This window comes from Gilliamella sp. B3801, from assembly GCF_026536645.1.
In the GTDB taxonomy this organism is placed as follows: domain Bacteria; phylum Pseudomonadota; class Gammaproteobacteria; order Enterobacterales; family Orbaceae; genus Gilliamella; species Gilliamella apicola_I.
On record NZ_JAFNNR010000001.1, the window covers coordinates 25,865 to 46,896 of the forward strand.

General features: G+C 32.0%; 9 protein-coding genes. 7 read left to right on the forward strand and 2 right to left on the reverse strand.

Going from position 1 to position 21,032, the window contains the following annotated elements; genetic code table 11:
• Window positions 1-7: 7 nt before the first annotated feature.
• Complete coding sequence (gene pqiB / locus J3U14_RS00085; RefSeq protein WP_267351738.1) at window positions 8-1,645, forward strand: intermembrane transport protein PqiB; 1,638 nt, start codon at window positions 8-10, stop codon at window positions 1,643-1,645.
• Window positions 1,645-2,229, forward strand: a complete 585-nt coding sequence (locus J3U14_RS00090; protein WP_267351737.1) for a PqiC family protein — start codon at window positions 1,645-1,647, stop codon at window positions 2,227-2,229. The genes pqiB and J3U14_RS00090 overlap by 1 nt, the downstream gene beginning before the upstream one ends.
• Before the next feature lie 45 nt (window positions 2,230-2,274).
• Here J3U14_RS00090 and pabB read toward each other — a convergent pair whose 3' ends face one another.
• Both pabB and J3U14_RS00100 read right to left on the reverse strand, forming a co-directional pair.
• Window positions 2,275-4,029 carry an aminodeoxychorismate synthase component I gene (gene pabB, locus J3U14_RS00095; protein ID WP_267351736.1) on the reverse strand — a complete coding sequence of 585 codons (1,755 nt, stop codon included), beginning with the start codon at window positions 4,027-4,029 and terminating at the stop codon, window positions 2,275-2,277.
• A gap of 7 nt (window positions 4,030-4,036) precedes the next feature.
• Window positions 4,037-4,606 (reverse strand): anthranilate synthase component II, encoded by a 570-nt coding sequence (locus J3U14_RS00100; protein WP_267351734.1) that lies wholly within the window; start codon window positions 4,604-4,606, stop codon window positions 4,037-4,039.
• A gap of 193 nt (window positions 4,607-4,799) precedes the next feature.
• Here J3U14_RS00100 and J3U14_RS00105 point away from each other — a divergent pair, with 193 nt between their 5' ends.
• From J3U14_RS00105 to J3U14_RS00125, 5 genes are all read left to right on the forward strand, one after another.
• Window positions 4,800-6,491 carry a ShlB/FhaC/HecB family hemolysin secretion/activation protein gene (locus tag J3U14_RS00105; RefSeq protein WP_267351733.1) on the forward strand — a complete coding sequence of 564 codons (1,692 nt, stop codon included), beginning with the start codon at window positions 4,800-4,802 and terminating at the stop codon, window positions 6,489-6,491.
• 831 nt (window positions 6,492-7,322) lie between these two features.
• Window positions 7,323-10,337 carry a filamentous hemagglutinin N-terminal domain-containing protein gene (locus J3U14_RS00110; RefSeq protein WP_267351731.1) on the forward strand — a complete coding sequence of 1,005 codons (3,015 nt, stop codon included), beginning with the start codon at window positions 7,323-7,325 and terminating at the stop codon, window positions 10,335-10,337.
• 1,015 nt (window positions 10,338-11,352) lie between these two features.
• Window positions 11,353-14,142, forward strand: a complete 2,790-nt coding sequence (locus J3U14_RS00115; RefSeq protein WP_267351729.1) for a filamentous hemagglutinin N-terminal domain-containing protein — start codon at window positions 11,353-11,355, stop codon at window positions 14,140-14,142.
• Between the two features lie 735 nt (window positions 14,143-14,877).
• Window positions 14,878-17,712, forward strand: a complete 2,835-nt coding sequence (locus tag J3U14_RS00120) for a filamentous hemagglutinin N-terminal domain-containing protein (protein ID WP_267351727.1) — start codon at window positions 14,878-14,880, stop codon at window positions 17,710-17,712.
• A gap of 513 nt (window positions 17,713-18,225) precedes the next feature.
• Window positions 18,226-20,811, forward strand: a complete 2,586-nt coding sequence (locus J3U14_RS00125; RefSeq protein WP_267351725.1) for a filamentous hemagglutinin N-terminal domain-containing protein — start codon at window positions 18,226-18,228, stop codon at window positions 20,809-20,811.
• The last annotated feature ends 221 nt before the right edge of the window (window positions 20,812-21,032 follow it).

Genomic DNA, 21,032 nt, shown 5'->3' on the forward strand with positions numbered 1-21,032 from the left:
GAAACATATGACAAATTCAAATAGATTAGCAAAAATTATCAAAATCAGAGCTATCTCAGCAATATGGATTATCCCTATTGTTACTGTAATTGTTGGGCTTTGGATAATTTACTCTCATTTTGCTGATAGAGGTACATCTTTCACTTTGCTGGCAAAAGATGCTAGTGGTATTGTTGCTGGAAAAACGGTGATTAAAAATCGTAGTGTTGATGTAGGCATAATAGATCAAGTGACGTTATCGGATGATTATAATCAAGTTGTCATCAAAGGACGAATCTATAAAAATATGGAGCCTTTGCTTAAAAATGACTCCATATTTTGGGTGGTTAAACCAGAAATAGGACGTGATGGAGTTACGGGATTAGGTACGATTTTATCGGGTGTTTATATTGAATTAGTCGCAGGAAATGATAAACATAGCTTTAAAAACGATCCGTTTGAATTGTCCGATTCGCCACCCATATCCGATCCTAGTATTAAGGGTATTCGGTTAAATTTAGAAAGTGATCAAAGCGGAATGATACCGCGTGGTGCTTCAGTGATGTTTAGAGGCTATCGGGTAGGGAATGTAGAAACCTCGTTGTTTGATGTTGAAGCGCGTAAAATGAAATATCAAATTTTCATCAAAGAGCCTTATGATGCGCTAGTGACACAAAATGTTAGATTTTGGAAAGAAGGTGGAATTAATTTAACACTTTCTTCTATGGGTGCAAGTTTGAATTTTCCTTCTTTAGATGTTCTGTTATCTGGGGGAATCAGTTTTGATTTACCCGACGGATCTAAATTGGGGGCTCCAGCACAGCAGTATGCATTATATCAATTATACGATGATAAAAAGTCGATACAAGAATCTCAATACACTCAATATAAAGAGTTCCTGATCATGATTTCAGATTCCATATCGGGGCTAAATGTTGGCGCACCGGTTGAGTATCATGGAATAAGACTCGGTACGGTTAGCAAAGTGCCATTTTATACCATAGACATGTTAAATGAATCGTCAATACTGAATCAAAAAGTACCGGTCTTAATTAAGATTGAGCCTGATCGTTTATCCGATTTAGTGGATGAAAAAATCGATATTGCAAAGCAGATCATGGAAGAACAAAAAAATGGTTTAAGAGCTTCGCTTAAAACATCAAATTTATTTACGGGTGCGCTGTATATTGATTTGGATTTTTATCCTGATTTAAAAAATGAATACAATGAAAAAACAGCTGTGCAATATGGTTATGATACCATCGACACTACTTCAACAGGCATAGCACAAATACAAGCTAAAATTTTACAATTATTAGATAACTTCAATAATTTACCACTAAATAAAACAATGGATCAGTTTAATCAATCATTGGCATCGAGTGAGCGTTTAATGAATTCGTTGAATAAGATCATGGCAAGCAAAGAGATGCAAGCGATGCCAAAAGATCTGCAAAAAGCGTTACGCTCATTGAACGATACAATGAAAGAATTACAACCTGGTTCAGAAATGAGTAATCAAATAAAAGAGAGTTTACAAAAAATTCAACAAATGATGGATGAGTTAACGCCATTGTTAAGCACATTGAATGATAAAAGCAATGCTTTAATATTCTCTGCACCTGTTAAACAAGATTTGGAACCCAAAGCAAAAGGTAAAAAATAATGAAGAGTATAATAAATCGCATTTTTACAATTGGGATTATGGCATTATTAACGACATTAGTTGGCTGTTCTTCAGGAACCGCTGAAAAACATTACTTTCAATTAGAGAGTCATTTACAAAATCAACGTTCACAAACCTTGAATTCAGCGCATGGTTTTATATGGATTGAATCCATAGATGTAGCTAGTTTTTTAAACAAACAAGGGATTGTTTTGCAAACGGATAATATTCAGTTTGTTACGGCCTCAAACAATTTATGGGGATCATCGCTTTCACAACAACTTGGTGATCGTTTAGAACAAGATTTAGCGATTTTTCTACCTCATTATTTAGTTTCAACCAAAGCAATTACTACCCCAACATTGACCGTCAAACTATTTATTGATGGATTTCATGGCAGTTACACCGGCGATGCGATAATAAAAGGGCGTTGGGTTGTTAAAGATAGTAAAGAAAATATTGAAACAAAATTTTTTGAACATCGTATAGCGTTAAAAAATAATGGCTATGCCGCATTAGTCAATGCATTATCGAAAGGTTGGCAGGATGAAGAGCGTGACTTTGCCACCTTGATAATACGTTAAGTGATTCGATAACATTTCGCCATTGAGTTGGCGAAATCGTTACCTTTATATCATTGCGTTTTTTAATTGTTGTTTGAAGTGGTTAAAAACTTTATCATCAATTTCCACCCATTTGCGAACACTATTAATGAATGCAATTTTTTCAGCGTATAATACATCTTTTTTAGTCAGTGTTTTTTCAACTAATTGTTTTGATTCCAAATAAAATTGCCGCATTGTCCCCGCCAGTAAGCCAGAGGTGATTTTGGGGGTTACCCATTGATTATCAACCAATAACGCGATATTACCATTAACAAACTCTGTGATTTCGTCATGTTGATTAAAGTTAATATACTCTTTTGCAGGGAGTAGTGCCGGAAAATGATGCCGAATTGATGTTTTGTGGTATAAAAAGAGATTCTGGTTATTAACACAATTTGGAGCAAACTCAATTTCGGCGATTTGCAAAGGCGTGATAATACTATCATGATTAATCTCAAACTGCCCATTTTCTCTAAGTAAAATCCGTATTTTATACAAATTTTTAGAATAGGTGTTTGCCAGATTCATTAGGGCTAACTTAATGATACGGATATTGCACTCAAAATTAAAATAACTTGCAGAATCAGTTAATCTTGTTAAATGCTGATCCAATAAAAAAAACTGACCATTTTCAAGTAACAGTGATTCAATAATGTATTCTGGTATGGTAATTGTACGATTTAAAATTGCTGATTTAATTAAAATTTCGTTATATTCATCTTGTGAAGTGGAATCCCAGGTAATCCCTCCACCCACACCATAATGCATATATTGCTGATTTATCGTTAATGTGCGAATTGGCACGTTAAATACCATTTTATGTCCAAATGGTTCAATATATCCAATCGTGCCGCAATAGACCCCTCGAGCAGTGTTCTCAATTTGAGCGATAATTTGCATCGTACTAACTTTTGGCGCACCGGTGATTGAACCGCATGGAAATAATGCTCGAAAAATGTCGAATAAATGAATATTTTCAATTAATTGCCCCTCAATAGTTGAGGTTAATTGCCACACGGTTGGATATTTTTCAGCAGAAAAGAGCGTTGGTACAACAACCGTGCCGGGTTTGGAAATTTGACTTAAATCATTGCGAAGTAAATCAACAATCATCATATTTTCTGCTAGATTTTTTTCTGACATCAGCAAAAGGCGTTGTTGATTATCTTGTTGTGTAGTCAAACCTCGTCCTACCGTGCCTTTCATCGGTTTGGTGGTAATCGTTTTATTTTCAATCCTAAAAAATAACTCGGGTGAAATCGATAAAATATGATAATCATCATGTTCAAGATAAGCGCAATAATCTGCCTGATTATTTTTTTGAAGAAAATAGTAATAATCAATTGGATTTCCGTCAAAAGGCGCTTTAAATTGAATGGTATAATTGGTTTGATAAGTATTTCCTAATTCAATTTGAGAACGGATAAAATCAATTTTTTGATTATATTCTTCAATAGTTGTATCACAGCTTAATACTAATGGTTCTGCCTGATAATGAGGTATTGATTTAGGGGGGTGAGATGAGTATTTATCATAAATACCAAATAATAGTAGAGGTAAATCGGTATCTTGAGGCGGATTGGATTGGGTTTGATTAGCCTGATTAAAGCCCATTGCACTCTCATAGGCTAAATATCCTACTGCATAAAATCCTTGTGCAATAAATGATTCAATCTCTTCTAAGCATTTTTTTATGGATGACACTTTAGTTGTTGCTAATATTTTTATGGGATCGCAAAAATATTTATGTTGACCTTCAAAATCGATATGAACTTTCATGTAAATCCTATTGATGAACAAAATTTTTGATGATTTGCAAACCACAATCTGTTTTGATTGCTTCAGGATGAAATTGTAACGACTCAATAGGTAAATATTTATGGCGTAATCCCATAATCAATCCTTGTTTATTTCGTGCGGTGACAATGAGTGGTGATGATGTAGGTAATAAATTATCCCTTACCATTAAAGAGTGATAACGCACTACCGTCAGTGGATTGTCAATTCCAGTAAAGACTCCTCGACCATCATGATTAATATTATCGAGTTTACCGTGCATTGGTTGCGGAGATTTGACAATCTCATATCCAAAATACTGTGCTATTGCTTGATGTCCTAAACAGATCCCGAATATTGGGCAGGTACGATTGAATTCAGCTAGAACGGAAAGAGTTATTCCTGCATTGCTAGGACTCCCCGGTCCTGGTGAGAGAACAATTTTAGAAAAGTTTAATTTTTTCAATTGGTCAATTGTCATCTCATTATTTTTAATCACTTTAACTTTGGCTTTAGCTCGACAAAGATAATCATAAATATTAAACGTAAAAGAATCATAATTATCAATTAGTATAATCAAAATATTGCCTGCGAGATTTCAAACGATTTATTTTAAATTTTCATGCTGATATATCCTAATATATTTTCTTTTATTTAGAAAAGATTTTAACGATTGAACTGATTATTTTTAACGCATGTCTATTTTTTTATGGACTAAATTCGATTATCGAATTAACATTAGCGCAAACTAAAATACAATAATAGGAAAAATGATGAAAATCAGAGTATTGTTAATTGTAGTAATAAGTTTTATCTTTTCAAATAACGTATTTGCTGAGCAGTTACCGACAGCACAAGAACGAAAGATCAGTGATCAGCAGCTGATCTACCAACAAGAAAGACAAAAAGCAACAGAAGAGGCATTGTCAACTAAAACACCTAATGTAAGTTTAATGTCACCTTTACAAAAAATTCAGACGATCAATTTTCCTGAAGAGGAATTTTGTTTTCCGATTCAACATGTTGAATTGTTAGAACGTGATGCCTTTCCAATTACCATACCGTTAAATACGTTAGCCAAACAAGCGGAAGGTCGTTGCTTGGGTGGCAAAGGTTTAAATTTACTGATGACGGAATTACAAAATCAGCTTATTAGTTATGGCTATATCACAACACGGGTTTTGGCGCCTCAACAAGATCTTAATTCAGGAACATTTACTTTATTGTTGCTGAAAGGAACGGTAAGAAATATTTTTTATTCATCAGATAGTGACACCAGAGCCAATTTAACAAGTAATATGCCATTAAAAAAAGGGGATTTACTTAACTTACGCGCTATCGAACAAGGACTTGAAAATTTTCAGCGAATCCCAACTGCCAGTGCTCAAATCCAATTATTACCAGGAGAAGAGGCCGGTGAAACAGATATTGTTATCCAACGTCAACAGTCGAAATATTGGCGAATAGGATTATCGTTAGATAATTCGGGATCAAAAAGTACGGGTCGCTATCAAGGTGGGCTCACACTTTATTTGGATAATCCACTTGGTCTTAGTGACAGTTTTTATGTTTCTGGTGGACATAATTTAGAGGGCGTGGACGATTATGGCTCAAAAAATTATCTATTTGCCTATTCTGTCCCATTTGGTTATTGGCTTTTTGATGCCTCGATGTATGCAAATACCTATAATCAAAAAATTTCGGATGTGGTCGATTATCAATACAAAGGACGGAGTAAATATTATAATTTTCAAATAAGCCGAGTATTGCACCGTAATGAAGCGCAAAAAACAATATTAAGTTATGGCATCAATTTAAGAGAGTCTCACAATTTCATCAATGATACCGAAATCGAAATTCAGCGGCGCAAAACAAGCAATTGGCGAATTGGCTTACAGCATAGTCACTACTTCGATAATATCGTTGTTTATGCAGGTGCATCTTATCAAAAAGGCGTACGTTGGTTTGGCGCACAAAAAGCATTTGAAGAAAAATCTGAAATCGGTAGTGCTTTAACCGATATCATTAATGCTAATTTATCCGTTTATGTGCCTTTTAAACTCGGTAATCAAAATTTTGGATACAGCCTTGATTCACAAGGACAATACACTCGACGTAATAAATTAACTGCACCGGATCGATTTTCGATTGGTAGTCGTTGGACGGTACGAGGATTTGATGGTGAAGAGATGTTAAGTGCCGATAATGGCTGGTTTATTCGCAATGATTTAATATGGTATACGCCACTAAACCAGCAATTATATTTAGGACTGGATGCCGGTGGCGTATTTGGGGGAAATTCCGAAAATCTGACGGGTAAAAAATTAGTCGGTTCGGCTATCGGAATCAGAGGACGTCACTTTGGTCTTTATTATGATATGTTTGCTGGCGTGCCTCTACATAAACCTGACAAATTTAATACTAATCATTTAACACTCGGATTCTATTTAAATTGGACTTATTAGTGTTACCTATCATTTAGCCAACAATAAATTAGTACTTATTATTGTTTTCAATAAACAATAATAAGTACTAAATAAAATCAATTAAATAACTCGATAATAATTAATGCATTAGTTAATGAAGAAAAATTAAAAAAATTTTTTGTAAAGCTAATGAAGATATTTTAAATAAACCTTTGACTGAAAGTTTATTTAAAGATTATTATATATAAGTTATCTTATCTAAACCGCATAATCATGGGTTTTATCATTACTTTGTAAACTGATGATAAAACGATCAAATATTAATAAATTGATTACAGTTTTTTTAAGTGTTTATTAATCGCGGAAAAGTCTTAACTCTTACCACCAAGATAAGATACATAACATTAAAAAGGTCACTATTTTTGTTGATTGTAAGCATTCAGTCAGCCATAAAAGAATAGCCATCTAATTTCGCTATACAGGTTGTTAGATTCTATTAAATTTCCTTTTTATAACTTGAATTAACCTTATTTGAATAGTCCTATTTTATGAAAGTTAACTATCGATAACTTATACAAAACGATGACTAATGGATATGAGCTTAATTTCACATTACATTTTGCAGTAAAAAGTTATATTAACTATTGATATTAATTGGATTTGATTCAATTCAATTAACAGATTGTTAATTACACTGTAGTCATTTTTTCATTGTAGTAACTAATTGATATTAGTCATTTTGTAAAACAGTAATCTTAATTTATGCCTTGATTATAGAATAAATTGATTTTTATAAAATGACTGGTTTTTAAGAAAATTCCGATTCTTTTTGAGTAAAAAAGAGTAGATCTATGAAAGGTGAGACATACTATGAATAAAAATTTTTATCGCATTGTTTTTAATAAAACTCGTGGATTGTTCGTTGTGGTATCTGAAATTGTAAAATCACATCAGGCGATATCACGTTGCAGCCGAAAAGCTAAAAAAACGGATATTAAACAGAATTCAAATAACGATACAAAATATTGCACATTAAAACCACTTGCATTTTTATCCTATATTGCATTAGGTATGGTAAGTATTGTTGGTACAACTTATGCAAAAGGTATTGTGGTTGATCCCTTAGCCAATCAAAATCAACGTCCTGTCGTTAAGGAATTACAAAATGGTACAACACAAATCAATATTGTTGCACCGAGTAGAAACGGTGTGTCTCATAATAAATATACTCAATTTGATGTGTCAAAAAAGGGTGTGATTCTTAATAATGCTACTGGTGGCACGAATACACAACTAGCAGGAAATATCAATGGTAATCCACTATTACAAAACAGCGCAAAAGTCATTTTAAATGAAGTTAATTCTAACAATATCAGCCAATTAAATGGTTATATTGAAGTCGCCGGACAAAAAGCACAGGTGATAATCGCTAATCCAGCTGGGATTACCTGTGATAATTGTGGCTTTATCAATGCAGATAGAGCCACGTTAACAACCGGTAAACCGATTGTAACAAATGGTAACCTAGAAGGCTATTTGGTCGAAAAAGGTCATATTCAAATTACAGGTAATGGTCTAAATGATACCGGACAAGATTATAGTGATCTGATCGCTCGAAGTGTCAATATCAATGCTAAATTATGGGCAAATAAAGAAATCAATGTCATAACGGGTAAAGCAAAAGTTAGCGCGGATTTAAAACATATTGATACACAAGGCTTTGATAATCACGTTGGACAACCCGAGTTTGGCATAGATGTCTCAAGATTAGGGGGCATGTATGCGGATAAAATTAGAATGGTTGGGACAGAACATGGCGTTGGTGTACGAAATAATGGGACGTTATTGGCAAATGCAGGAACATTAACTGTAACCAACGATGGCAAAGTAATTAATGCTGGTTATATCAGTTCAGCGCAAAACCTTGAATTCAAAACGACTTATGGTGGAATTGAAAACCATTCAACAATTGAAAGTTCAAAAAACATTGTATTATCCAGTAAAGCAGAAATAAAAAATGTTGATAGATTAAATGCGCAAGGTGATATCACGCTTAATGCAGAAAGTTGGGTTGGTAACCAAGGATTAATATCTTCGGGTAAACAGATTACAACAACGAGTAAAGAGTTTGATAATAGTTATTCAGCAAATATAAAAGCGCAAAATCTAAAAATTAATGCGAATATGGCAAAAAATACAGGCAATATTAACGTAAATGACACAATTAATCTGCTCGCAGATCAGTTTGAAAATAATAAAAAATTAGCCGCTAAAAAAGAAGTCACTATAAACAGTAGAAAATTCAAAAATGATTGGAAAGGCAAAATTGAATCAAATAATATCAAAATTTTTGGTGACGAATTTGTCAATTATGGTCAACTTGTTGCCGACAATAGATTAACTATGAATGTTAAAAGTATCACGAATCTTAATGAATTAGTGGGAAGAAACGAAATCAGGATTAATAGTATAGAATTTTCTAACAAAAAAGACGGAATAATAAACGCTTATGATGCGGAAGTTATAACACAAAATTTCGATTCTGATGGTACAATTTTAACTGGCGCATTGGATATATCTGCTGAAATAAACTATAACAATGGCATCAATGGCAAAATAATAGCTGATTATTTCAAGTTAATAAATCCACATAAAAGTGTTAACGAAGGTCTTATCGATGTAGGCTATTTTTATGAAGTGGGTAGTGACTTTATTAATACTGCTTTTGGCAAAATAAAAGTCGGTGAATTATATGCCAATAATGATTATTTTGAAAATAAAGGTTCGGTATACTCATCCAGTAAAATAATCGTTGAAAGTAATGATTTTTACAATAATGGTCAATTTGATGCAATAAAAACTCTAAAAGTAAATCAGAATAAGAATTTTAAAAATGATTGGCAAGGAACAATCAACGCTAATTTAATTGATTTCGACCAACAGATCGTCAATGAAAGTTTTTCTAACTTTGGTTCGATACAGTCAAAAGATCAAATTAAAATTAAATCTAAGGATTTTTATAACCAAGGGAAGATATTGGCGAAACATGAATTAAGCATTCAGGGTGACAAACTAAAAAATGAGATGAATGCTTCAATAAGCGCTGACAAAATTGATCTATCCGGTACAACATTAGAAAATAAAGGTTTAATAACTGCTCAAGATTCCCTAAATATTGGGGTGAAACAGTTATATAATAAATTTAAGTTATTATCTGATGAAAATTTAGATATTAATACTTCATATTTTTCGAATGAAGGAAATGAAAGTATTGTCAAAGCTGATTTAGTGACAATATTTGCTGATAAACTGGACAATCATAGTACCTTTAATGCGACTAATGATCTACAAATCATTGTTAGCAACATCTACAATCAAGGTAGGTTTACATCAAATAATCATATTGGTATATATAGTGCAGACTTTAAAAATGATTGGGCAGCTCATGTTGATGCCGATAAACTGGATATCGCCGGTGGAAAAATGCACAACATGAACGAAATAAAAGCTAATCGATATATAACTATCAACGTTAATGATTTCTACAATAACAAGACTTTATTTACATTTGGAGATCTAGAAATAGGCGGCACCAATTTTAAAAATGATTGGTATGGTTTGATTAAAGCTGAAAACCTAGATATTCTTTCGACTCAGTTATCGAATTATGGAAAATTTGAAACAAGTAATTTAATGAATATTGTGACAAAGAATTTTTATAATTACGGACGAGTTGATTCTGATATGCACATCTGGTTATATGCTGATTATTTTAGAAATGATTGGAAAGCTGTGATGAATGCAAAATACATTAAAACGAAAGTGAATCACATTGAGAATTATGGATTAATAACAGGAATTATAAATGATGAAAATCAACTATAACTTATGGATTGCTAATGTTTTTTAACTTGAACAGTTGTTTATAACTTAAGATTCTGGTTTTCTATGTATAAAAAATTAGAAAACCAGGGTCTATTTTTCGAAATTTAAATAATCATATACTGAAAATAGAAACCGATTTAACTTACTCATTAATGTTAGCTATCTTAAAAAGGTGTGATCAAATGTAATGCTTCTTTTCTCTAACATTACTGTCTTTAGATGCTGTTCATATAAATTTTTACCCCTAAAACCACCACTATTCTTTAAAAAGCAATAAATGTCGAAAAAACGTAGTAAAGTAAAAATAATGGTTAATTAGAAACTAATTTTTTCATCTTATTTAAAAAATAAACATTAAAATCGCAAAACATTGATATAAAAATTTACTAAAGTTAAATTTTTTTGATTTAAATTAAAATTGAATTAAATTCTTTCAATAATATATAAAATAATTTAATAAAGTCTTTGACCGAACCTCAAATAAATGTTTATATAGTACACTTTATTTATCCAATGAATGCCTTGTGGTATAGGCACAATTTCACATCAATCAATAAAAGACACACCATTGTGAAATCAATCAGTTCCAGTATTATTTGTTTTTTTGATATTTATTAGTCATGTTAAATAAGATTAACTTACATTTATATATCAAATAAAAACAATATTTAACCAATAGCTATTTGTTAATAAGATCCAATGAGTGATTTGAAATATTGTTCTTTTTACGTCAATTTTTAAATATTGAGTCAGTGGTCAAACTATTCATGTTAACGACATAAAATTGATGATAATCAAAACTAATTAATCTTCTGTTGGTTAATAGGAAATCCCCATAAATACCCGAATGATAGAATTTGTATATTTTTTTCAAGTTGTAGTAACCCATTAATATCTTTGCTTGTTAATAAAAGGATATTAATTTTTTCTTTTTTTATAAATTTAATTAATTTTTAATAACTTAATATGCTTTTGTTTTCAGACATCAGCAATTAGATACAAGGTGAAAAATACTATGAATAAAAATTTTTATCGCATCGTTTTTAATAAAGTTCGTGGATTATTTGTTGTGGTTTCTGAAATAGTTAAATCTCATCAAGTCATAGCCAGTCAAAATCAAACCACAAAAAAAATGGAAGGGTATTGTAAGCAAAAAGATCAATCCTGTATGTTAAAACCCTTAGTATTTTTATCCTATATCGCATTAGGTATGGTTAGTATTGTTGAATCTAGTTACGCAAATAATATCGCTGTTGATCAAAATGTCAGCCAAGAACAACGTCCAACCGTTCAAGGTTTACCAAACGGTGTAACACAAATTGATATCGCAGCACCAAGCAATAATGGCGTATCCCATAATAAATATACCCAATTTGACGTATCAAAAAATGGTGTCATTTTAAATAACTCTCGTGATGGTAGCCAAACACAATTAGCTGGTAATATTAATGGTAATGCATCACTACAAAATAGCGCCAAGGTAATATTAAACGAAGTGAATTCGCAAAATATCAGCCAATTAAATGGTTATATCGAGGTGGCGGGTCAAAAAGCACAAGTGATTATTGCCAATCCGGCCGGCATAACCTGTAATGGTTGTGGTTTTATTAATGCAGACCGAGCAACCTTGACCACCGGTAAACCGATAATGGAAGATGGAAAATTAACAGGTTATCAAGTAGAAAAAGGTCAGATAGCCATTACTGGGAATGGATTAAAAAATTCAGGGCAAGATTATACTGATTTAATCGCACGCAGTGTTAATGTCAATGCCAAGTTATGGGCTAATAAAGAAATCAATATTGTGACAGGTAAAGCGAAGGTGAGTACAGACCTGACAAAGATTGAAAAAGTCGCCTCAGCCACCAATACTGAACAACCTGAATTTGCGCTGGATGTTTCAGCGTTAGGTGGAATGTATGCCGGAAAAATTAAGATGGTCGGTACTGAAGCAGGGGTAGGTGTTCGTAATAATGGGATACTTATGGCCAGTGCGGGAACGATAGATATATCAACAAATGGCAAAATTTTAAATACCGTAAGTGGTAATCTTAATTCTGCGACAGACACCTTATTGAAGAGTGACAATATTGAAAATCATGGCACAATCATTAGTCAGAAAAATGTCATTTTAACGGGAAAAACAGAAGTAAAAAATTATGGCATTGTTAATGCTAAAGAAGACATTAATCTAAAAGCTGAAAAATTGGTTGCCAACGAAAATAGATTATTAGCAGGCAATAATCTTAGTGCAGAAAGTGAGGAATTTCTGAGTACCTGGACAGGGAATGTGAGTGCTAATAATATTACATTAAACGCAGCGCAAACCAAAAATGTGGGGAAAATTAATGCGGCTGAAAGTGTGAAAATTAAAGCATCAAGTGTTGAAAATGCTGGGAATTTATCAGCAGGAGAAAGTATTACTGTATCAAGTGAAAAAATCAAAAATGATTGGTTTGGTGTGATTCAGTCAAAAAATATAGAACTTGAAGGAACAAATCTAGAAAATTATAAAGAAATTAACGCAACTGACAACTTGATCATTAACGTTGTAGATATAAATAATATTAATACGTTAACCTCAGATAATAAATTAACGCTAGCAAGTCAGAACATTCAAAATCATTCAACAGGTCTGATTCGATCGCAAAAAGAATTATCCATAAATTCCAAAATGTTATCCAATAACGGTGTGTTAGCATCAATAGAAAATATGAATGTTATTAGTGATGATGTTTTTAATCATTGGAATGGTACAATGCAATCGAAAATCGTTGATTTAAAAGGCAATAACTTTAGAAATTATGGTGCTGTTAATGGTGTACAATCCATCGATATCGCCGTAAAAGGAATACTTTATAATCAAGGAATTTTATCATCAATTTCACCCGAACCTTCACCACATTCTGAAAGTTCAGAAACACCAAGTTTCAAAATTAATCTATCTTTTGATTCATTTAAAAATGATTGGAACGGTAAAGTTAATGCTGATCAAATAAATCTTGTGAACATTAAAACCAACAATGATCAAGTTAACGAAACGGGTGAATTTATTAATTATAACGAAATGAATGCCAATGACTTACTCAATATTGATGTTAAGAATGTTTACAATCAAGGTAAATTATTGGCAAAAAATGATTTATCTATAACGAGTGACAACTTCAAAAATGATTGGAAAGGCGAAGTACAAGCTAATAATATTACGTTGCTAGGTGCAAAATTTGACAATTACAATCAAGTTTTTGCTAATTCTGAGCTGAATGTCAATGTCGAAAACGCTTACAATCAAGCTAAGCTCTTAACTGAAGGCAAGTTATTAATTAATAGCAATAATTTCAAAAATGATTGGCTTGGTGAAATAAATTCAAATAACATTGAAATCACAGGTAATAGATTTGATAACCGTAATAAATTAATAGCGAATGATACAATGAATATTAACCTGAATGATTTTAATAACAATGGTGAATTATTGGCTAACCAACAAGTAAAAGTAGTCAGTCACAACCTAAAAAATGATTGGTTTGGTTCAATTAAAGCTGAAAATATTGATCTGAATGTTATAACAAATATGGAAAACTTTGGTGAGGTTGAAGCTGGTGATCAGTTAACTATTAATTCTAATTATACATACAACCAAGGCAATGTGATTTCGAAAAGAGAGATTAAATTAGCGGGTAATCATTTTCTCAATGATTGGCATGGTGTGATTAATGCTGAAATTATTACTGACAATTTATCTGATAAAATCGTTAATCGTGGTCTAATTAATGGAAAGTCCACTAATGCAAAAGATGAATAGATTAATTTGATCAATTAATTCTGTTTTGTTGTAAAGATAAGATCCTAGTTTACTAAAATATATCATCAATAGGTAAGCTAGGATCTTAAAAATTAATTTTTTCAATCTTTGTCAACTTATGAGCTTTCTACTCATTCACTTTAATCCCCAAAAAACATAAAAATTTCTATAACTTACCTAATTTATATCAATAAAATTACTGGTAATAGAAATATCTAGACCGAATAAAATTAAAACATCATCAAGTGCCCAAATATTAAAACCGATTTGATCACACCAACTATCTGCTTGATAGAAATACTTTTTTAACAAAACAGAAAATAAATTAAGTGATAAATTAATAATTTAGAAAAATCTTGTTATCAAAAGTCTTAGCTAACCCTAAAAAATTGTTTGGATTAACAAAGAAATGTAAATTACGGATGCACAAATAAAACTTTGACTAAATATAAATTTAATGTTTATTATACATGCATCAAATTATCTAAATGATGTTAATTTGGTGTGTCTGTTTCTTTCTGTTCTACCAAGGATGATGGTTAATTAGTGGATAACTAGCTAATGTTAACGTAATTTATCATCCTATCGATTTCCTTTTGTTGCATTAAATTCAAAATATTATTTGTATTGCCGTATTTAACTATTTTTGTAGATTTATTGAAATAATCATTTGTTTAATATGATGATTTTATTTTTTACGTTTTAACAAAATAATAGGTGAAAGGTGTAAATACTATGAATAAGAATTTTTATCGCATTATTTTCAATAAAGTCCGTGGATTGTTTGTTGTGGTATCTGAAATGACTAAATCGCATCAAGTCGTAACCAATAATGCTAAACAAATTAAAACAGTTCATGTTAACCCTAATCCAATCCAGCATGTTCAGTTTTGCAGATTAAAACCTTTAGTCTTTATGTCATATATTGCATTGGGTTTGGTTAGTGTGGTTAATGTCAGTTATGCCAATAATATCGTTGTCGATCCAACGGCTAACCAAGCACAACGCCCTAATGTGCACAACTTGCAAAATGGCGTAACACAAATTGATATTGCAGCGCCAAGTAATAGCGGTGTCTCTCACAACAAATATAACCAATTTGATGTATCCAAAAATGGTGTCATACTCAATAATGCGACAGGAAGAACTAATACCCAATTAGCTGGCGACATTAATGGTAATAGATTATTACAAAATCGTGCAAAAGTGATTTTAAATGAAGTTAACTCTCCAAATATTAGTCAGTTAAATGGTTATGTTGAAGTTGCAGGTCAAAAAGCGCAGGTCATTATCGCCAATCCTGCCGGTATAACTTGTAATGGTTGCGGTTTTATTAATGCTGATAGAGTCACGTTAACGACGGGTAAACCCATTATGGATAATGGTAAATTGCAAAGTTACCAAGTTGATGGCGGACGTATTGAAATTAATGGCTATGGTTTAAAAAACTCAGGTCAAGACTACACCGATTTAATTGCACGTAGTGTCCATGTTAATGCGGAATTATGGGCAAATAATGAAATTAATGTTATCACAGGACAAGCTAAAGTAAGTGCTGATTTGAATACCATTGAAAAGCAAGGATTTAATAATCAAGTTGATCAGCCTGAGTTTGGATTGGACGTTTCTGCGCTAGGCGGAATGTATGCAGGTAAAATTAAAATGGTCGGTACCGAAAATGGTGTAGGGGTACGAAATGAAGGAAAACTGATGGCGAGTGCCGGTTCATTGAATCTTTCTGCTGATGGCAAAATTATTAATAAAGGAACGATGCAATCCTCTGAAGGAACTGTCTTAAAAAGTCAATCTGAAATTAAAAATTTAGGCACAATCACAGCCAAAAATGACCTTAAACTTCAATCCCATACGTTAATTACCAATGAAGGAAAACTGTCTGCAAAAAATTCTCTTTCAACAACCAGTGATGAGTTTATTAGTATTTGGTCAGGGGATGTAAAAGCGAATAACATTGTGATTAATGCTAAGCAAGCTAAAAATGTGGGTAAAATGAAAGCCTATGAAACTGTCACCATTAATGCTTCAACAGCAGAAAATAATGGGAACTTAACGGCAGGAAAACAAATTACCCTAACAAGCGACAATATCAAAAATGATTGGCAAGGGATTATTAACGCTAAAAATATTAACTTGAATGGGAAAAATTTTGAAAATTATGGCGAAGTTAATTCTGCTGAAAACTTAGTGATATCGGTAGAAAACATAAATAATATCAATAAATTACTATCAGATGAGCAATTATTGTTAAAAGGAACCAACATTACAAATAGCGATACAGGATTGATCAAAGCTGAGGACAAAGTTTCAATAGTTGCAAATAACATCATCAATGATGGCACAATCAATAGTGACTCAGTATTTTTAGGGGAAGGAGAGGTTGGGAAAATTGTGAATACTTGGCGAGCAAAAATCAATGCTAAGCAATTATTTGATATTCATGCTAATCAATTTGAGAATTCTGGACAGATAAATGCGGATAATGGATCAATGGAATTACAAGATTATATGTATAACCAAGGTCAAATTACGCTAAATAACAATTTGAATTTATACATTAAAGATTTTAAAAATGATTGGAATGGCAAATTAGCCAGTAATTATATGCATATCAACAAAACGAAATCGGATGCTACTATCACTAATTATGGCGTCATCAATGCTGATAATTTAAATATTTTGAATAATAATGTTTATAATTATGGTCAACTTTTAGTTAATCATACTTTATCTGTAGTAAACAATGCATTTGTAAATAGTTGGCAAGGTATTATCAAATCTGATGAGGTGGATATAAATACGCGTAATTTTGAAAATCATAATGAACTCAAGGCGGGTCAATTACTGTCAATTAATGGGGGTAACCAGTTTTATAATCAAGGAAAATTATTTGCCAATAAACAAATCATTTTAAAAGGCAATGAAGTTAAAAATGACTGGAAAGGTGAAATCAAAGCCGATTTAATTACAATGGATACCAATAAGTTGGATAATTATAATGAAATTAGTGCATTAAATTCATCGGTGATCAAAGTGAAAGACGGCTATAACCAAGGGAAGATTTTTGCATCCGATAAATTGGCAATAAAAACTGATAACTTTAAAAATGATTGGAAAGGCGAAATCAATGCTAACCAAATCGAAATCAAAGGCGGAAATTTTGATAACCGAAATTTTGCAAAAGCCAATGATGATTTCAAATTAAACGTAAGTAGTTTATACAATAATGGTCAGTTACTAGCTAAAAATAAAATACAGTTACACGGTAGAAATTTTCATAATGATTGGTTTGGTTGGATAGCATCAGACACTATTGATTTAGATATTGACTATAATTTTAATAATTATGGAACGCTATCTGTCAATAAATCAATTAGTATACTCGCTAACCTCATCTATAACGAAGGAAAAATAACTTCAGATGATTATATTAAATTAACAGCTAGGACATTGACCAACGACAGCCATGGAATAATTAATGCAAAATATATTGAATCTAAAATAGCCTATATTAACAACATTGGCGTGATCAATGGTATTTTCGTTAATCAATAAAATGCATGACAGTAAGCTTTAATTGATAAAATTACTCACCTGGTTTACCAAACGTTATTTCTCGTTTGCTAAATCAGGTTGTTAAGATTCTATTATGTTAAATGTTATCTACATTTATCTCTCACCTTTAATCATTATCAAAAAAAGATATCAATACAAGTCTTCGTTTTTAACCATTTTGAAATTTGAAAATAAAATTTTGCTTACAATTCATTAGGTAAAATTCTTTGACTAAATGAAAATTTAAAGTTTAATATATAAACATTAAGTTATCTAAACAATATAAAAATTTTGTTTGCACCGTTAGCTTAATAAAAGTCATTAAGTGTTCTGTAAGTCATTTGCGTGCTTTTTAAAGCATTAATCATAACGCAGCCGTTTTAGTTGAATTCGTATTAAATTTTTTAATAGTCTTATCTGATTCTGAAGTCATTTTAGAAAATTTGCTGTCCATAATTTAATATTAATATGATTTATTACGGCTATTAACAAAAAGATGAAAGGTAAAATATTATGAATAAAAGTTTTTATCGTATTGTTTTTAATCGGATTCGTGGATTATTTGTTGTTGTGTCTGATATTGCACAATCACATCACGTTGTGGTTAGTAAGGGTCAGCAAGGCAAGCGTATTCACGTCAACAATAACTCGATCGATAATCCCCGATCTTATTTATTAAAGCCGTTAGTTTTTTTATCCTATGTTGCGTTAGGACTGGTCAGTATGACTGGCGTCAGTTACGCAAATAATATCGTTGTCGATCAAAGTGCCAATCAAGCGCAACGCCCAACGATTCAAGGTTTACCAAACGGTGTAACGCAAATTGATATCACAGCACCAAACAATGATGGCGTATCCCATAATAAATATACCCAATTTGACGTATCAAAAAATGGTGTCATTTTAAATAACTCTTCAAACGGTAGTAAAACGCAATTAGCCGGTAATATCAATGGTAATGCATCACTACAAAATAGCGCCAAGGTAATATTGAACGAAGTAAATTCGCAAAATATCAGTCAATTAAATGGTTATATCGAGGTAGCCGGTCAAAAAGCCCAAGTAGTTATCGCCAATCCGGCAGGCATAACCTGTAACGGTTGTGGTTTTATTAATGCAGACAGGGCAACTTTAACCACCGGTAAACCGCTAATGGAAAATGGAAAATTGGCGGGTTATCACGTGGAACAGGGGCAAATAGCCATAACAGGGGATGGATTAAAAAATTCAGGGCAAGATTATACCGATTTAATTGCACGTAGTGTAAAGGTTAATGCGGAATTGTGGGCGAATAAAGAAATCATTATTCTGACAGGTCAAAACAAAGTGAGTGCAGATCTGGCAACAATTAAAAATGTGGTATCAGACACGAATACTGTAAAACCTGAGTTTGCTCTAGATGTATCAGCGTTAGGCGGAATGTATGCCGGAAAAATTCAGATGGTGGGTACTGACGCAGGGGTAGGTGTTCGTAATAATGGGACACTCATGGCAAGTGCGGGAATGTTGAATCTATTGGTTAGTGGTAAAATTTTAAATAATGTGGGGGGTAATATTAAGGCAACACAAGATATCTTGCTAGACAGTCAACAATTAGAAAATCATGGCACAATTGCCAGTCAAAAAAATGTCGACGTGTTGGGTAGAACAGAGATAAAAAATTATGGGATTATTGAAGCAAAAGAAGATATCAAAATCAAAACTAATACATTGATTGCCAACGAAAATAGATTGTCTGCAGGCAATAATCTTAGCGCAGAAAGTGAGGGCTTTCTTAGTACATGGACAGGGAATGTGAGCGCCAACACAATTGTATTAAAATCAGGGCACACTAAAAATGTGGGCAAAATGAATGCGGTTGAAAAGGTGGAAATTAAAGCATCATATGCCGAAAATGCGGGTGATTTATCAGCAGGAGAAAGCGTTACTGTATCGAGTGATAAAATCAAAAATGATTGGTTTGGTGTAATTCAGTCGAAAAATATTACCTTAGAAGGGAAAGATTTTGAGAATTATAGCGAAGTAAATGCCAAGGCTAAATTAAGCATTGTTGCTGATGTTATGAACGTAAATAAACTAACATCTGGAAAGGAAATATCGGTCGTTAGTGAAAAAAATATTATCAATAAAGATACAGGTTTAATTCAAGCTGGAGAAGTTGTTTCATTATCTGGAACAAATATAGTTAATGAAGGTAATATTAAAAGTTCATTTGTAGTTTTAAGTGCCGGACATGTTGGAACCGTGGTTAATACTTGGCGTGGAAAAATAGAAGCCGATAAAGCTGTTTCCATAACGATGAAACATTTTGATAATTGGGGATTGGTAAGTGGTGATGCTGGAGATATTGAATCGATGGGAAAAGTGTATAATCAAGGTCAAATTGCGATAAAATCAAATTTACATTTTAACTATCATGAATTTAAAAATGATTGGAACGGTAAACTATCTTCCAATTACGCTATGATTGAGCCTAGTTCTGTTAATTTTGATAATGATATTACCAACTATGGTCTAATAGAGGTTGGTTCGATGAATGTGATTACTAATAATTTATATAATTATGGGAAAATTTTAGCGACTTATTTTTATTTATCAGGCAGTAATTTTGTAAATAATTGGCAAAGCCTAATAAAGGCTAATGAAATATTTACTCAGTTTGAAAATTTTAGAAATTACAATGAAATCACTGCTGCTAAAAAGTTAACGATTAAAGTTACAGATGGCTATAACCAAGGAAAAATTCATTCATCAAAAGAATTAGATATAGTCAGTAACAACTTTAAAAATGATTGGCAAGGTGAAATCAGTGCCAACACGATTAAAATAGAAGGACAAATAAATGAAGAAGGAATAATTGAAGGACGATTTGATAATCGAAAATCAATCCGTGCTAATGATACATTGAAGATTAACGTAACAGAGTTTTACAATAATGGAGAGTTATTTGCCCAAAATAAAATAGACGGTGTCAGTAAACATTTCAAAAATGATTGGTTTGGCGTTATCGATACTAATCTTCTTGTATTAAAAGTTGAAAATGGGATAGAAAATTTTGGACAGATAAATGCAAAAGAATTACAAGAAATCAGTGATTAGTATTTATCCAACATTTAAAAGTTTTAATCATGATAAATAAAATTTTATCTCGGTAAAATATCATATTGGTTTATCAGTTGTGTTTAAATGACTGATAAGCCAATAATGCCACATTTCGTTCCTTTGATAATCCTTTCGTTCAATTTCCTTCCCTCTATTGACAGATTATTTTGAAATAAAATTTTGTTTTTCATCGATAATTTTGTGATGAAGGTTTATTA

What these genes read in the sequence shown, in the direction of transcription:
- pqiB (WP_267351738.1), top strand. Translation starts at nt 8, where the DNA reads ATGACAAATTCAAATAGATTAGCAAAAATTATCAAAATCAGAGCTATC.
- J3U14_RS00090 (WP_267351737.1), top strand. Translation starts at nt 1,645, where the DNA reads ATGAAGAGTATAATAAATCGCATTTTTACAATTGGGATTATGGCATTA.
- pabB (WP_267351736.1), bottom strand. Translation starts at nt 4,029, where the DNA reads ATGAAAGTTCATATCGATTTTGAAGGTCAACATAAATATTTTTGCGAT.
- J3U14_RS00105 (WP_267351733.1), top strand. Translation starts at nt 4,800, where the DNA reads ATGAAAATCAGAGTATTGTTAATTGTAGTAATAAGTTTTATCTTTTCA.
- J3U14_RS00110 (WP_267351731.1), top strand. Translation starts at nt 7,323, where the DNA reads ATGAATAAAAATTTTTATCGCATTGTTTTTAATAAAACTCGTGGATTG.
- J3U14_RS00115 (WP_267351729.1), top strand. Translation starts at nt 11,353, where the DNA reads ATGAATAAAAATTTTTATCGCATCGTTTTTAATAAAGTTCGTGGATTA.
- J3U14_RS00120 (WP_267351727.1), top strand. Translation starts at nt 14,878, where the DNA reads ATGAATAAGAATTTTTATCGCATTATTTTCAATAAAGTCCGTGGATTG.
- J3U14_RS00125 (WP_267351725.1), top strand. Translation starts at nt 18,226, where the DNA reads ATGAATAAAAGTTTTTATCGTATTGTTTTTAATCGGATTCGTGGATTA.